12 protein-coding genes and 1 tRNA gene are annotated in these 13,736 nt (G+C 72.4%); 5 read left to right on the top strand and 8 right to left on the bottom strand.

Features of this window, described 5'->3' with window-relative positions; translation table 11 throughout:
- From IFU40_RS12940 to IFU40_RS12930, 3 genes are all read right to left on the bottom strand, one after another.
- The gene (locus IFU40_RS12940; RefSeq protein ID WP_055838514.1) at positions 1–1,359 is read right to left on the bottom strand and encodes an extracellular solute-binding protein; all 1,359 of its coding nucleotides are present in this window, start codon (positions 1,357–1,359) and stop codon (positions 1–3) included.
- Positions 1,360–1,496: 137 nt separating this feature from the next.
- On the bottom strand, positions 1,497–2,702 hold the full coding sequence (locus IFU40_RS12935) for an ROK family transcriptional regulator (protein ID WP_055838518.1): 1,206 nt from the start codon (positions 2,700–2,702) through the stop codon (positions 1,497–1,499).
- Between the two features lie 100 nt (positions 2,703–2,802).
- Positions 2,803–3,735 (bottom strand): ROK family protein, encoded by a 933-nt coding sequence (locus IFU40_RS12930; RefSeq protein ID WP_055838521.1) that lies wholly within the window; start codon positions 3,733–3,735, stop codon positions 2,803–2,805.
- Positions 3,736–3,935: 200 nt separating this feature from the next.
- On the opposite strand from IFU40_RS12930, the gene IFU40_RS12925 reads away from it, so the two are divergent.
- From IFU40_RS12925 to IFU40_RS12915, 3 genes are read left to right on the top strand one after another with little or no spacing between them, the layout of a single operon-like run.
- Entirely contained in the window at positions 3,936–4,946 is a 1,011-nt protein-coding gene (locus IFU40_RS12925) for an AAA family ATPase (RefSeq protein ID WP_055839498.1), read from the top strand.
- A gap of 7 nt (positions 4,947–4,953) precedes the next feature.
- Positions 4,954–6,174, top strand: a complete 1,221-nt coding sequence (locus tag IFU40_RS12920) for a DUF58 domain-containing protein (protein WP_191926589.1) — start codon at positions 4,954–4,956, stop codon at positions 6,172–6,174.
- The gene (locus IFU40_RS12915) at positions 6,161–8,467 is read left to right on the top strand and encodes a transglutaminase TgpA family protein (RefSeq protein WP_342343524.1); all 2,307 of its coding nucleotides are present in this window, start codon (positions 6,161–6,163) and stop codon (positions 8,465–8,467) included. The genes IFU40_RS12920 and IFU40_RS12915 overlap by 14 nt, the downstream gene beginning before the upstream one ends.
- 112 nt (positions 8,468–8,579) lie before the next feature.
- Here the strand turns inward: IFU40_RS12915 and IFU40_RS12910 are convergent.
- The 3 genes from IFU40_RS12910 to IFU40_RS12900 form a co-directional block, all read right to left on the bottom strand.
- Positions 8,580–8,668: transfer RNA gene (locus IFU40_RS12910), tRNA-Ser, on the bottom strand.
- A 61-nt stretch (positions 8,669–8,729) separates the two neighbouring features.
- Entirely contained in the window at positions 8,730–9,311 is a 582-nt protein-coding gene (locus IFU40_RS12905; RefSeq protein ID WP_191926588.1) for a GNAT family N-acetyltransferase, read from the bottom strand.
- Positions 9,308–9,679 (bottom strand): MerR family transcriptional regulator, encoded by a 372-nt coding sequence (locus tag IFU40_RS12900; protein WP_191926587.1) that lies wholly within the window; start codon positions 9,677–9,679, stop codon positions 9,308–9,310. Before IFU40_RS12900 ends, IFU40_RS12905 begins: the two co-directional genes overlap by 4 nt.
- Before the next feature lie 120 nt (positions 9,680–9,799).
- On the opposite strand from IFU40_RS12900, the gene IFU40_RS12895 reads away from it, so the two are divergent.
- A complete protein-coding gene (locus IFU40_RS12895) occupies positions 9,800–11,293 on the top strand; it encodes a SulP family inorganic anion transporter (protein WP_191926586.1) in 1,494 nt (497 codons plus the stop codon).
- Between the two features lie 197 nt (positions 11,294–11,490).
- Here the strand turns inward: IFU40_RS12895 and IFU40_RS17230 are convergent, their stop codons facing one another.
- Positions 11,491–12,426, bottom strand: a complete 936-nt coding sequence (locus tag IFU40_RS17230) for an AraC family transcriptional regulator (protein WP_070409468.1) — start codon at positions 12,424–12,426, stop codon at positions 11,491–11,493.
- Positions 12,427–12,864: 438 nt separating this feature from the next.
- Between IFU40_RS17230 and IFU40_RS12885 the strand changes: the two genes are divergently transcribed.
- Positions 12,865–13,206, top strand: a complete 342-nt coding sequence (locus IFU40_RS12885; RefSeq protein ID WP_070410021.1) for a hypothetical protein — start codon at positions 12,865–12,867, stop codon at positions 13,204–13,206.
- Between the two features lie 56 nt (positions 13,207–13,262).
- On the opposite strand, the gene IFU40_RS12880 is transcribed toward IFU40_RS12885, so the two are convergent.
- Positions 13,263–13,727 carry a MarR family transcriptional regulator gene (locus IFU40_RS12880; protein WP_191926585.1) on the bottom strand — a complete coding sequence of 155 codons (465 nt, stop codon included), beginning with the start codon at positions 13,725–13,727 and terminating at the stop codon, positions 13,263–13,265.
- Positions 13,728–13,736 lie beyond the last annotated feature (9 nt).

Genomic DNA, 13,736 nt, shown 5'->3' with positions numbered 1-13,736 from the left:
TCAGCCCTGCTGGGTGTTCTCTTCGCCGACGATGCCGATGACGGCCTGGTCGTAGGCGGCGGCGGCGTCATCGACGCTGGACTGGCCCGTCATGACGGCCTCCATGGCGACCTGGATCTGGTTGGAGATCTTGTCGTAGTCCTCGGTGGCGGGGCGGAAGTGCGTGGTGTCGACGAAGCTCGAGAAGGTCTTGAAGCTGGGGTTCGCGTCGAGGTACTCGCTCGACTCGGCGACGTCGGCACGCACGGCGATCTGGCTGTTGTCGATGCCGTACGCGGTCGCGTTGTCCTTGTTCACCGCGGTCGAGAGGAAGTCCCACGCGGCGTCGGCGTTCTTGGTGTTCTTGCCGATCGCGAGGGTCCAGCCGCCCGACATGCTCGTGGAGCCGGGAGCCTGACCGTCCTGGGTCGGCATGGCGGCGATGCCGAGGGCGTCGCTCCACTCCGGCCACGCGGCCGAGCCGCCCTCGACCCACGCGGCAGACTGCCACGAGCCGTCGAGCGCCATGGCGAGCTTGCCCGACGGCAGCCAATCGGCCGTCACGCTGGTGAAGATGTTGGGGTCGAGCGCCTGCTGCAGCGACGGGCCGAGGCCGCCCTGGTAGACGTCGGAGACGAACTGCAGCGAGTCCTTGAAGCCCTGGCTGCCGACGACCCACTTCTTGGCGTCGGTGTCGTAAAGGGTGTCCTCGGTGCCGTAGAGCAGCATCTCGAGGCCCTGCATGGACGCGGCCTCACCGGCGGTCTTGCCGGAGTAGACGTTGAGGGGGATGACGTCGGGGTTCGACGACTTGACCTTCTCGGCGGCCGAGAGCACGTCGTCCCAGGTCTTCGGCTGCCACGGCACGGGGATACCGGCGGCGGTGAAGACGGCCTTGTTGTACCAGAGACCGCGGGTGTCGGTGCCGAGCGAGACGCCGTAGGTCTTGCCGTCGGGGCCGAGGCCGGCCTGCTTGGCGCCCTCGGCGAACTGCGACCAGTCCTCCCACTTCGCGAGGTAGTCGTCGAGGGGCAGCAGGTAGCCGGCGGCCGCGTCGGACTGGATCTTGAACGTGTCTTCGTACTGCACGTCGGGGGCGGTGCTGGCCGACTTGTTCATCAGCGCGAGCTTCGTGTAGTAGTCGGCGCCCTCGGCCTGGATCGGAACGAGCTCGACCGTCATGCCCTCGTGCGCGGCCTCGTACTGCGTCTTGGCGTTCTCCATCAACGTCTGCATCGAGTTGAAGGTCGCCGTGGTCTGGTACGCCACGCGGATGGTGTTCGCGTCGCCCGCGTCGCCGCTGCCGCCGGAGCAGCCGGCCAGGGCCACGGTCAGGGCGGTCGCGGTCAGAAGACCGCCCGCCATCGTCAGTTTCTTCATGGAAGCTCCCTTGCTCGGGTGGAGACACCGCGTCGCCAGAACCTTTTATAAATCAAATGGACTAACTCGGCAAGTCGCGCGTCCATCGGGGACGTAACGATCAGGACACGGCGCGCTATGACCCGCCGGATTACGGGTCAGATCGCGATCATCATGCGCGCCGGGCGAGCCGCGAAGGCCCCGTCGAGCATGAGGCAGGCGGCGCCGACGGCCGCGACGTCGAGGCCCACGCTCGAGGCGCGGACGACGATCGCCCGCGTCGACGTCGACACCGGGTCGGTCGCCACGCGGGTCGCGACCGTGTCGTGCAGCACCTCGGCCAGACGCTCCCAGACGGGACCCCCCAGCACCACCTCGTCGACGTCGAGCAGGTTGTTCGTCACGACCAGCGCGCGCGCGATCCGCTCCCCCGTGCGCTGCAGCACCGCGACGGCGGGAGCGTGCCCGTCGCGTGCTTCGCGCACAAGACGGTCGAGATCGGGGCGCGTGTCGTCGGCGGAGACCGCGTCGTAGCCCGCCTCGGCCAACAGCACGCGCGGCTCGATCGACACCCCGAGGCACCCGCGCGACCCGCACGCGCAGGGCGGTCCGTCGGGATCGACGACCACGTGCGCGATGCCGCCGGCGTTGCCGGTGCGTCCGCGCACCGGAGCTCCCGAGATGGCGACGCCCAGGCCGACTCCGGCGCCGTAGTACAGGAACATCGCGTCGCTCAGCACGTCGGAGCGGTCGAACCACATCTCGCCGATCATGGCCGCGGTGACGTCCTTCTCGACGACGACGGGAAGCCCGGTCACCGCCCCGAGATCCTCGCGGACGTGGACGTTGTGCCACTGCGGAAGCAGGGGCGGGTCGAGCAGCCGGCCCCCGCGCGCGTCGAAGGGGCCAGGGGCCGCGACGCCGACGCCGAGCACGCGTTCCCGCGGGATGCCGGCGCGCTCGACGATCGCGTCGACGGCGGCGCCCACGGCCTCCACGAGCTCAGCGGCATCGGCGTGCGGCAGACGCGGGATCTCGTCGTGCGCGATCACCTCGCCGGCCATGTCGACGACCACGATCGTGTCGACGACGGGGTCGAGGTGCACCCCGACCGCGAAACGCGAGCGCGGCTGCAGCTTGAGCAGGGTGCGGGGCTTTCCCGGTCCCGAGATGACCTTGCCGGCCTCGACGATGAGTCCCTCGTCGGCGAGACGGCGCGTCACGTTGCTCAGCGTCTGGGCGCTCAGCCCCGTGCGTGCCGAGAGCTCCACGCGACTGAGCCCCTCGGGCGAGCGGCGGATGAGGTCGAGCACCAGCGTCTGGTTGTACTCGCCCACGGCGGGCAGGTTGGATCCCGTACGCATGGCCCCCGCCTCCGCTCGTCGGTCCGCGGCGCGGGCCCTGCGCCTCAGATTACGCCCGAGCGGGGATCGACCCCACGCGGCGCAGCGACACCGTGGGAGGTCAGGACTGCAGCGCCAGCGCCGCCGCACCGAGCAGCGGACCGTCACCGTCGAGACCCGAACCCACCACGCGGCACCGGCGGGCGTAGGCGTGCAGCGACGCCGCGTGGGCTGCGGCGCGCACCTGATCGACGTAGTCGGGGGCGACCTGGGAGAACCCGCCGGCGATGGCCACCGCCTCGAAGTCGCAGAGCGTCGCCGCCGCCGCGATCGCCTGTCCGACCGCGGTCGCCGAACGGCTCACGGCCGCGATCGCGATCGCGTCTCCCGCGGCGTGCGAGGCCGCCAGGTCGAGTCCCGTCTCGCCCGTCCAGCCCTGGGTGCGCGCCCACGCGACGGTGCCGGGCCCGGCGGCGACGGCCTCGAGCGTGGAGGCCACGACCTCATCGCCCTCGATCGTGCGCACGAAGGTCTGACCGAGGTGCCCCGCGTTGCCGCTCGCACCCGTGACGGGGTGGCCTCCCAGCACGAAGCCCCCGCCGACCCCGGTCGACACCACGATGGCCATCGCGTCGTCGCACCCGACCAGGGCGCCGCGCCAGTGCTCGGCGAGCGCGATGCACGTGCCGTCGAGGGCGAGGTGCAGGGGGCCGTCGACGAGGCCCGCCAGGACGTCGTCGATCGGAAGGCCCGCCGCCAGCGGCAGATTCAGCGGCGAGACCGAGCGCGACGGCAGGTCGACGGGACCGGCGCTGCCCACCCCGATCGCCCCGACGGTGGCCCCGGGGACCGCGGCGAGCGCTTCTTCGGCGGCTGCGCGCACGTTGCTCGCGATGGTCGCGCGATCGTTCTCGCGGCCGGTCGGACGGCGGGTCACGCTCTCGCGCACCACCTCGCCCGAGACCGACACGAGGGCCGCATCGACCTTGGTCCCGCCGATGTCGACGGCGAGCACGTGGGTGAAAGCGGGCAGGGACGGGGTGGCATCGGACATGCGCGGCTCCTCGGGTGGATCAACGCTCCCCGATCCTAGGGGCCGGTGCATCGGCCGAGTGACGCCTGGGCACCCGCTGGTTTCGGGCCCCGGTGTCCGCGGCCCGGGTTACGATCAGGTCACGGTGGCCACGACGCGCCTCCGCCCGCGACCCAAGGGATGCCATGGACGAGACGGTCATGCCCGAGGCGGCCTCACGGATGCGCCGCTCCGACACCGCCCCCGCACGCCCCGGGATCGACGAGCCGCTCACCGCGGCGACGTTCGCCCGTCTGACCGGGGAGATCGTCGCATCCATCTCGCGCGTCATCGACGGCAAGCCGGATGCCGTGCGGAGTGCCCTGATCGCGCTGCTGGCCGAGGGCCACCTGCTCATCGAAGACGTGCCGGGCGTGGGTAAGACCATGCTCGCGCGGGCGCTGGCCGCGACCGTCGACGCCGACGTCCGTCGCATCCAGTTCACCCCCGACCTGCTGCCCGGCGACATCACGGGCGTGTCGGTGTTCAACCCGGTCCAGCGGCAGTTCGAATTCACCCCCGGCGCGGTGTTCGCGCACATCGTCATCGCCGACGAGATCAACCGCTCCTCCCCCAAGACGCAGTCGTCGCTGCTCGAGGCGATGGAAGAGCGCCAGGTGACCGTCGACGGGCGCACGCACGTGCTCCCCTCGCCCTTCCTCGTCGTCGCGACCCAGAACCCCCTCGAGATGGAGGGCACGTACGCCCTTCCCGAGGCGCAGCGCGACCGGTTCCTGCTGCGCATCTCGATGGGGTACCCCGATGCCGCGGCCGAGGCGCTCATGCTGCGCCAGCGCGACACGGTCAATCCGCTCGATGCCCTGACGCCCGCCGTCACGGCCAAACAGGTGACCGCGATGATCGCGTGGGCCCGCGGTGTGCACCTCGCCCCCGCGCTCGAGGAGTACGTCGTGGCGCTCGCGCAGGCCACCCGCAGCCACCCCGACATCCGTCTGGGCGCCAGCCCGCGCGCGACCCTGCAGCTCGTGCGCGCGGCGAAGGTGCGCGCGGCCCTCGACGGGCGCTCGTACGTCATTCCCGACGACCTCACCGCGCTGCTGTCGCCCGTCTTCGCCCACCGCCTCATCGCCAATCGCTCGGCGGCCGGTGGGCGTGCCGGAGCCGCGGTGGTCGCCGAGGCGCTCGATCGGATCGCCGCCAGCGTGCGCGTGCCGCTCGCCCCGCGACCGTGAGCCCCGCGTGAGTCGACTCTGGCCCTTCACCCTGCGCGGCACGGGGGCGCTGGTGCTGGCGGTGACGTCGTTCGTGGTGGCGCGGCAAGCCGGCATCCCCGAACTGATGTACTTCGGCACGCTGCTCGTCGCGCTGCTCGCGGGTTCGGCCGTCGTGCTGCTGCTGACCCGCGGCGCGGGCGAGGTGACCCGCGCGGTCTCACCCGATGTGCCCGAGGTCGGCGCTCGGGCCGAGGTTGTCGTGCGCGCGGGTCTGCGCAGCGCCCTCCCCGCGTCGGCCGGGCGATGGAGCGACGTCGTTCCCGCCGGCCTCGCGGGGCGCGCCCGGGGCAGCTTCCCCGCCGCCGCCGCGGTGGAGCTGCGTTACGACGTCGTCGGCGCGGCGCGCGGCATCCATTCGCTCGGACCGCTCGAGGTGACCACGACCGATCCGTTCGGGGTGCTCCGGCGACGCCTGCGCCTGGGCCGCCCGACCCCCGTCACCGTCGCCCCGGCCGTGATCGACCTCGCCGCCCTCCCCTCGGCGGCGGGCGAGGCCGGGGGAACACGGCAGACCGCCGCGCTGCAGCTGGGGCAGGGGGCCGACAATCTCGTCGCCCGTCCCTATGCGCCCGGCGATTCGATGCGCCGCATCCACTGGCGCGCCACCGCGCACCGCGACATGCTCATGGTGCGCCAGGAGGAGCAGGAGTCCAGCCCCGCGGCGACCGTCGTCCTCGACCGCGCCGTCTCGCGCTGGTCGCCGGCCGCCGCGCTCGCCCCCGCGAGCGACTCCGCGTTCGAGACGGCCGTGAGCGCCTGCGTCTCGGTGCTCGCGCGCCTCGTGCACGAGGGGTACACGGTCGACGTCGTCGACAGCGACGGCACCCTGCTGGTCGACCCCGTCGAGGGGGGCGATGACGTCGAGGCGCGCGCCGCCGCGGCGATGTTCGCCACGCTCACGGCGCGGCCCGACGACGAGTCGCGGCGCGTGCTGCCCGCCTCGGCCGCCGCCCTGCTCGGACCGCTCGTGGTCGTCACGGGCGCGCTGACCCCCGACGACCGCGCCGCTCTCGGATCGACCGCTCCGCGATCGTCTCTCGCGGTGCTGCTCGCGGTGGCCGAGCACACCGAGCTCGACGCCCTGCGGCACGCCGGCTGGCGCGCGAGCACCCTGCGACCCCGCGGCGACATCGCCGAGAGCTGGGACGCAGCGATGGAACAGGGGTACGCCCGTGTCGACCGGTGATGTGACGGTGCTGCGCTCCCCGCGGCGCCGACGCGATGCGACACTGCTCAGCATCGGATTGTTCGTCGCCCTCGCCGCGGCGATGCTGCCGGCGTTCTCGGTCATCGCCCCGGGCTCGTGGGTGGCCGGCGCCGCCGGCCTTTCGGCGGCGGTCCTCGCGGCGGGTCTCGGCGTGCGGCTCGCGCGTCTGCCGGCCCTCGCGGCCAGCCTCGTCGAGGTCGTCGTCTGGGTGGTGCTGCTGACGGCGATGTTCGGGCGTCCGACCGCGCTGCTCGGACTGATCCCGACGCCGGCCACCGTGGCATCCGTTCCCGGACTGCTCGACGCCGCGGCGGAGGAGATCCGCGTCGGCGTGGCCCCGGTGTCGGCCGCCACCGGGCTGAGCTTCCTCTTGGTCGCCGCCTTCGGGGCCCTGGCGATCGTGCTCGATCACGTCGTCCTCACGGCGCGCATGCCCCTGCTCGCGGGCGTGGGACTGGTCGCCGTGTCGCTCATCCCGACGATCGCGATCCCCTCCGACGTCGACGTCTGGGGCTTCGTCGTGCTGGCTGCGGCCCTGCTCTTCCTGCTGCGCATCGACACCCGCGCGCGGGTGCAGGCCGATCCCGTCGCGCGTCGCCCGAGGACTCCGCGTCGTGTCGGCGCGTCGGCGACGGCCCTCGGTGTCGCCGCCGTCGCCGTCATCGTGGCCGTCGTCGCCACCCCGCTGCTGCCCCAGCCCGGCCTGCGATTCGCCTCGGGCGGCACGGGCGGGGTGGGGACGACCATCAACCCCAACCTCGAACTCGGCAACGATCTGCGCCAGCCCCGCGACGTCGACGTGCTCAGCGTGCGTACGACCGCGCCGTCGGCGCCCTACCTGCGCGCGGTGACCCTGTCGCGCTTCGACGGCTCGGTGTGGCAGCCCGACAGCTCCGACACCGTGCCCGTGCGCGACGACGCCCCCGTGTTCGACCCGCTCATCGTCGACGGCGAGATCGCGGTGGCCGACTGGACCACCGACATCGACGTCGACCAGCTCGACAGCCCCTGGCTGCCCGTGCCCTACCCGGCCTCCACGGTGACGGGTCTGCAGGGCGACTGGCTCGGCATGCCGCAGAACCGCACCGTCGTCTCGCGCTCCGGGTCCACGCGCGACCAGGTGTACGAGGTGCAGTCGACCGTCGCGCGCCCCACCCTCGAGCAGATCCGCGCGCGGCCGGTCGGCGGCGGCAACCTCGGCGACGCGGTGCGCACGCTCCCGGCGAACGTGCCCGCCATCATCGGCGACACCGCGCGCGAGGTCACGGCGGGCACGCAGAACCCGTACGACGCGCTGATCGCCCTGCAGACCTGGTTCCGCAGCAGCGAGTTCCGCTATTCGCTCGACGCCCCGGTCGACTCGGGCTTCGACGGAGCGGGGCTCGACGCCGTGGCCGATTTCCTGCAGGTGCGCGCGGGGTACTGCGTGCACTACGCCTCGGCGTTCGCCGTGATGGCGCGCACGCTCGACATGCCGTCGCGCATCGTGGTGGGCTACCTCCCGGGTTCGGCGACCGGGACCCCCTCGGACGGACGGACGACCTTCGTCGTCAGCTCCAGCCAGCTGCACGCGTGGCCCGAGGTGTACTTCGAGGGCATCGGATGGGTGCCGTTCGAACCGACGAACAGCCTCGGTGTGCCGACGAACTTCGCCTCGTCGTCGCCCAACGGGGCGTCCAACGCCCCCGCCACGCCGCAGCAGGATGCCGCCACCCCCGGCGCCCAACCGTCGACGGCGCCCTCGCAGGACGGACCCGTCGATGTCGGCGACCAGGACGGCGTCGGCACCGGCGCCGCCGCGGGCCGGGGTGCCGCCTGGGTGCCGGCGGCGCTCGCCGGTCTGCTGGTCGTGCTGCTCGCGGCCACCCCCGCCGTGGTGCGCCTCGTCGTGCGTCGTCGACGTCTGCACGCCGCGCGCGCGGGCGACGCCGTCGCCGCGTGGACCGCCCTGCGCGAAGACGCCGTCGACCTCGGCATCCCCTCGCCCGCCGCCGAGTCGCCCCGCGCGTTCGCGGCGCGGCTGATCGCCGACCACGGCGCCGATGCCGACGCCCTCGATCTGCTGCGCGCGTCGCTGGAACAGGTCAGCTATGCCGGAGACGCGATAGACCCCTCCGCCGGAGCGGGCCTCGCCGACGCCGTCGACCGGACGCGCGTCACGCTCGCCGCCGCGGCCTCTCGTCCCCGGCGCCTCGGCGCGCGACTCGTGCCGCGTTCGCTGCTCGTGCGCCCGGGTGCGGCGTCCGCCGAGCGCGAACCCGTCGGACGGTAGGGTGCGGGACCGGTCGCGCGTCGAGGCTGAGCTCTGCTCGGGGTCGGCGTCGCGGTCCGCCGGGGGAAAGCGAAGAGCGCCGCCCCGGTGAGGGACGACGCTCTTCGTTCGGCGGAAGTGACAGGATTTGAACCTGCGAGGCGAGTTACCCCGCCTACATGGATTCCAGCCATGCTCCTTAGGCCGCTCGGACACACTTCCAACGGGAAAGCTTACACGGGACTCGAGCCGGTCCGAGTCGCGCTCCCCGAGGCGACGTCGGTCACCGCGCGCCGTGCAGCCGTTCTTCGAGACCCGCGCGTACGGCCGGCCACTCATCGCGCAGGATCGAGAAGTACAGGGTGTCGCCCACCGTGCCGTCGGCGTTAATGCGGTGCCGCCGCAGGCGCCCCTCGGGCGTCGCACCGAGCCGCTCGATCGCGCGGGCACTGCGGGTGTTGCGGCTGTCGCACCGCAGCGCCACTCGGTTCAGTCCCCACACGTCGAAAGCCTGGGTCAGCAGCAGCAGCTTCGTCGCCGGGTTGGTCCTTCCGCCCTGGAATGCGCGGCCGTACCAGGTCGTCCCGATCTCGACCCGGCCCTGCGCGGGCGTGTGGTCGTAGAACGTCGTCGATCCCCGGATGCCGGAGGTCACGGCATCCCGGACCGTGAACGCGAACAGGCCCGGGGTCTGCCGCTGCTGGTCGATGCGCGCGGCGTGAGCCTCGACGCTCTCGGGCCAGGGGGTCGTCATGCCCGCCCACAGCTCCGCGTCGGTGAGGGCCCACGCCTCGGTCGCGTCGTCGGAGTGCGCGGGGGTGAGCACGACGTCGGGACCGCGCAGGACGAGGTCGTGCTCGGTCATCGCGCGGCCAGTTGGGCGACGAACTCGTCGGCCGCGTCGAGTTGGCGGCGGAGCGTCTCGCGCCTCTCCATGGCCTCGGTCCGGATGGCCTCGAGACGCTCGCCGAGGGCGTCGTCCTCGGGCCGGTCGGCGAGGCCGTCGACCACCGAGAGCAACTCCCCCATCTGCTCGAGCGAATAGCCCAGCGGTTTCATCCGGCGGATCAGCAGCAGGCGCGACTCGTCGTCGGGCGTGTAGAGGCGGAAACCGCCGTCGCTGCGGGCGGAGGGCACGAGGAGCCCGATCTCGTCGTAGTGGCGCAGCGTGCGGATCGACAGGCCCGTCCGCTCCGCGAGCTCGCCGATCTGCATCGGTCGCGCGTCGCTCATGGCATCCCCGATCCCGCAACCCTCTCGTTACGGTAGAGTGTGTTCGGTCGCGATCGCGACCCCCTCATTCTCCCCGCTCATCGGCGGGATCCCTCCGCCGCGTCTCCCGGGAGCATCTCCATGACCGACGTCTTCGCGCGCCCGCGCCCCGAGCCGACCGTGCTGCAGGCACTCCGCTCGCCCCGCCTGCTCACCCGCGAGGTGCTGGCCGGCCTCGTGGTGGCGATCGCCCTCATCCCCGAGGCGATCGCCTTCTCGATCATCGCCGGGGTCGACCCGCGCCTCGGACTGTTCTCGTCGTTCGTGATGGCCGTGGCCATCGCGTTCCTCGGCGGTCGCCCGGCCATGATCTCGGCCGCGACCGGCGCGATCGCCCTCGTCATCGCCCCCGTCGCCCGCGAGCACGGCGTCGACTACCTGCTCGCCACGGTGATCCTCGGCGGCATCCTGCAGGTGATCCTCGGCCTCCTCGGCGTCGCCAAACTCATGCGCTACATCCCCCGCAGCGTCATGGTGGGCTTCGTCAACGCGCTCGCGATCCTCATCTTCACGGCGCAGGTGCCGCAGCTGATCGGCGTGCCCTGGGCGGTGTATCCGATCGCCGTGGCGGGGCTGCTGATCATGTACCTGCTGCCGCGGCTGACCAAGGCCGTGCCCGCGCCGCTCGTGGCCATCGTGCTGCTCACCGGCGCTGCCGTGGTGTTCGGCATCTCGGTGCCGACCGTCGGCGACCAGGGCGCGCTGCCCGAGAGCCTGCCGTCGCTGCTGCTGCCGAACGTGCCGCTGAACGGCGAGACGCTCGCGATCATCCTGCCGTTCGCCGTGGCCATGGCGATCGTCGGGCTGCTCGAATCGCTGATGACCGCCGCCCTCGTAGACGACATCACCGACACCCCCTCGTCGAAGACGCGCGAGTCACTCGGTCAGGGCGCGGCCAACGTGCTGTCGGGCCTGTTCGGGGGCATGGGCGGCTGCGCGATGATCGGCCAGACGATGATCAACGTCAAGGCGTCGGGCGCGCGCACGCGCATCTCGACCTTCCTGGCCGGCGTCTTCCTGCTGCTGCTGGTGCTCGTGTTCGGCGACGTCGTCGCGATCATCCCGATGGCGGTGCTCGTGGCCGTGATGATCGTCGTCTCGGTCGCCACGTTCGACTGGCACAGCATCCGCCCCTCGACCCTGCGCCGGATGCCGGTGAGCGAAACGGTCGTGATGGTGTCGACCGTCGCGATCACGGTGTGGACGCACAATCTCGCCATCGGTGTGGGCGTGGGCGTGATCGCCGCGGCCGTGCTCTTCGCCCGCCGGGTCGCGAGCCTGACGACGGTGACCCGCGAGGTCGACGGCGAAGTGGCGCGCTACACCGTCGAGGGTGAGCTGTTCTTCGCCTCCAGCAACGACCTGACGACGAAGTTCGCCTACCACCACGACCCGGCGCACGTGGTCATCGACCTGTCGCGCTCGCACGTGTGGGACGCCTCGACGGTGGCAGCCCTCGACGCCGTTCAGACCAAGTACGCGCACCTGGGCACGACCGTCGAACTCCAGGGCATGAACACCGCCGCCGCCCGATTTCACGGGCGCCTCACCGGTGGGCTCGGCGGCGGGCACTGACACCGGCTGCGCTCCGGGGCGGCGCTACGCGGGCTGCGGCCCGGGCCGCCGACAGCGTGACACGACGCCGGAGCCCGGATCGCCGACGGCGTGCGGAGCGGAGGAGCCGCGACGCAGGGAGGATGCCAGGACGAGAAACGCCCTCCCCTCGTCCCACGCGCTCCGCTGGGCACCGCGACGCGCCGACGGGGGGCAGGTCAGCTGCGCAGGGTCGTCGACGGCGTCTCGCCGAACTCGCCGCGGTACATCGCCGCGAAACGGCCGAGGTTCGAAAAACCCCATCGCGCGGCGACCGCGGCGACGGTGTCGACCGACGGATCGGCGCTGCGCAGCTCGGCGCGCGCGGCGTCGAGCCGCACGCGGCGCAGGTACTGCATGGGCGTACGTCCGGTCGCGGCACGGAAGGCGTACTGCAGCCCCCGCGGAGACAATCGCGCCGCCGTGGCGATGTCGGCCAGCACCACCGGCTCCGCGGCGTGGGCTTCGACGTAGGCCTTCGCCCGGCGGACGGGAGCGGGGAGCGGGCGGGCCGGACGCCCGGCGGCGAGGACCTCGGTCAACGTGGTCGGGAAGGTCAGCAGCGACGCCTCGAGCATGAGCAGGCGCGCCTGCTGCTCGACGAGCGGCGACCGTTCCTGCGAGCGCAGCAGCACGTCGCGCGCGTACTCCCAGGTGCGCGACCAGTAGCGCAGACGCTGCTCGCTGACGGGGGCGTAGCCGGTCGGACGCACGCGCAGCGTGTCGTCGCCCGACAGGCGGCGGGCTGCCTCGTCGAACTCCGACCGCGCGAACGACACGCCTGCCCCGGCGATGCGCCCGGTGAAGGCGATCTCGAGCGGGCGGTCGACGACCATGAACGGCACCGCGGTGTCGATGCGCTCCCGGCGATACGTTCCCGCGACCCGGGGGCCGGCGATGCGGCCGACGACCACGTGATCGAGCGGGTCGGACTCGACCAGCATGGTCGACCCGATCGTGTAGTCGAAGAAACCGAACCCCGGTTCCGTCGCGGCGTGCCAGGACAGACCGGGCTGGATCACCTCGGCGCGCGAAATACGCGCCCCCGGGACGACCGACTGCCACAGCTGCTCCACCGTCTCGGCGTCGCGGGTCTCGATGTTCGTATGCTCCACGAGGTCTTCCTAAATCGTCCCAATTCGTGCGGCAAGACCATTGCGCTCCATGGCAAGGATCGATATGGGACCGCTCTCACGGCGCAGTGAGCGGGCGTCCGTGCACGAACGTGGATGCCCCCCATCCGTCTCCCAGCGTACTGGGGCAATTCATAGCGAGCGGCCACCGCGCCGTCGGCCGCCGCGCGCGCGCCTCCGGCCGGGGAGCGCAACCCGCCTCGCGCCGCATTGACCGCCGCCGCCGTGCTCGCGAGGATTCCGAGAGCAGCTCCTTCGGGGTGCGGCATCCGGCGTCCCCGTTCCCCGGCGCGACGGTCGGATCGTCTCGGTGCGGTGCTCGTGACCCCGCACCGGGACGCCCTCCCCGCGCGGGAGCCCGGGCCCGGACATAATGGACATCGGCCGCCGCCGGGTGTGCCGATACCCGAGGGGATGCCGATGCCTTTTCGCACGATGAGCACGCTCCAGGAGTGGGTCGACGACTTCCGGGCGCTCGGGTTCGACGACGCCGAGATCCTGCGCGTCATCCCGCAGGATGGCGAAGACGGCGCCGACGCCGGCCTCGTCGCCGCGCAGCTGCGCAGCGTCTCGACGACCTTCTACGTGGCGCCGAGCAGCGAGGTCGGCTCGACCGACTGGGCCGTCACCTTCGAACCTCGAGAAGACGCGGCTCCGCTGCCCGCCGGTCGGGTCATGGCGTTGTCGGGCGAGCTGGCCACCCTGGCGGCACTGTGCTCGTTCCTGCAGGCCCGGTCCGAGGCGTTCCTCGCGCGAGCCTGACGCCCTCGGCTCCACCGCGGTGTGGAGGTCGAGCGGTCACGCCTCAGCGTGGCGACTCAGCGCTCGGCCGCGCTCGCCACCGTCGCGATGAGGTGCTGCAGCAGCGACGCCGCCGCAGCCGCGCGCTCCGCATCGAGGCCGGCGATCGCCGCCTCGATGCCGTCGTCGAAAGCGCGCAGCGCGTTCCACGGGGGGCTGTCGAGATCGACCGTCGCCGTGATGTGGTTGACCCGCCGATCGTCCTCGTCGAGATCGCGGCGAACGGCACCACGCTGGACGAGACGGTCGATGAGGGTGGTCACACCGGCCGAGGTGATCCCCAGGTGATCGCGCACGTGGGAGGGACGCGCGCCGGGGTTGTCGGCGACGAACACGAGCGCGCGGGCGTCGAGCTCGTTGAGCGCGAGTTCGCGGCGGGCGGCGGCGGCGGCGACGCGCCGAGCCTCGCCGTATGCGAGCAGGGCGCGCCCCAGGTCGGACCCCGGCGAGGGGGACGACGAAGAATCGGAAGACGTCTGCACGACCCCCGA

The sequence above is a fragment of the Microbacterium sp. CFBP 13617 genome (assembly GCF_014839445.1).
GTDB lineage: Bacteria > Actinomycetota > Actinomycetes > Actinomycetales > Microbacteriaceae > Microbacterium.
The sequence above is the reverse complement of the archived record's forward strand: the minus strand, read 5'-3'. Positions and strand labels throughout refer to the sequence as shown.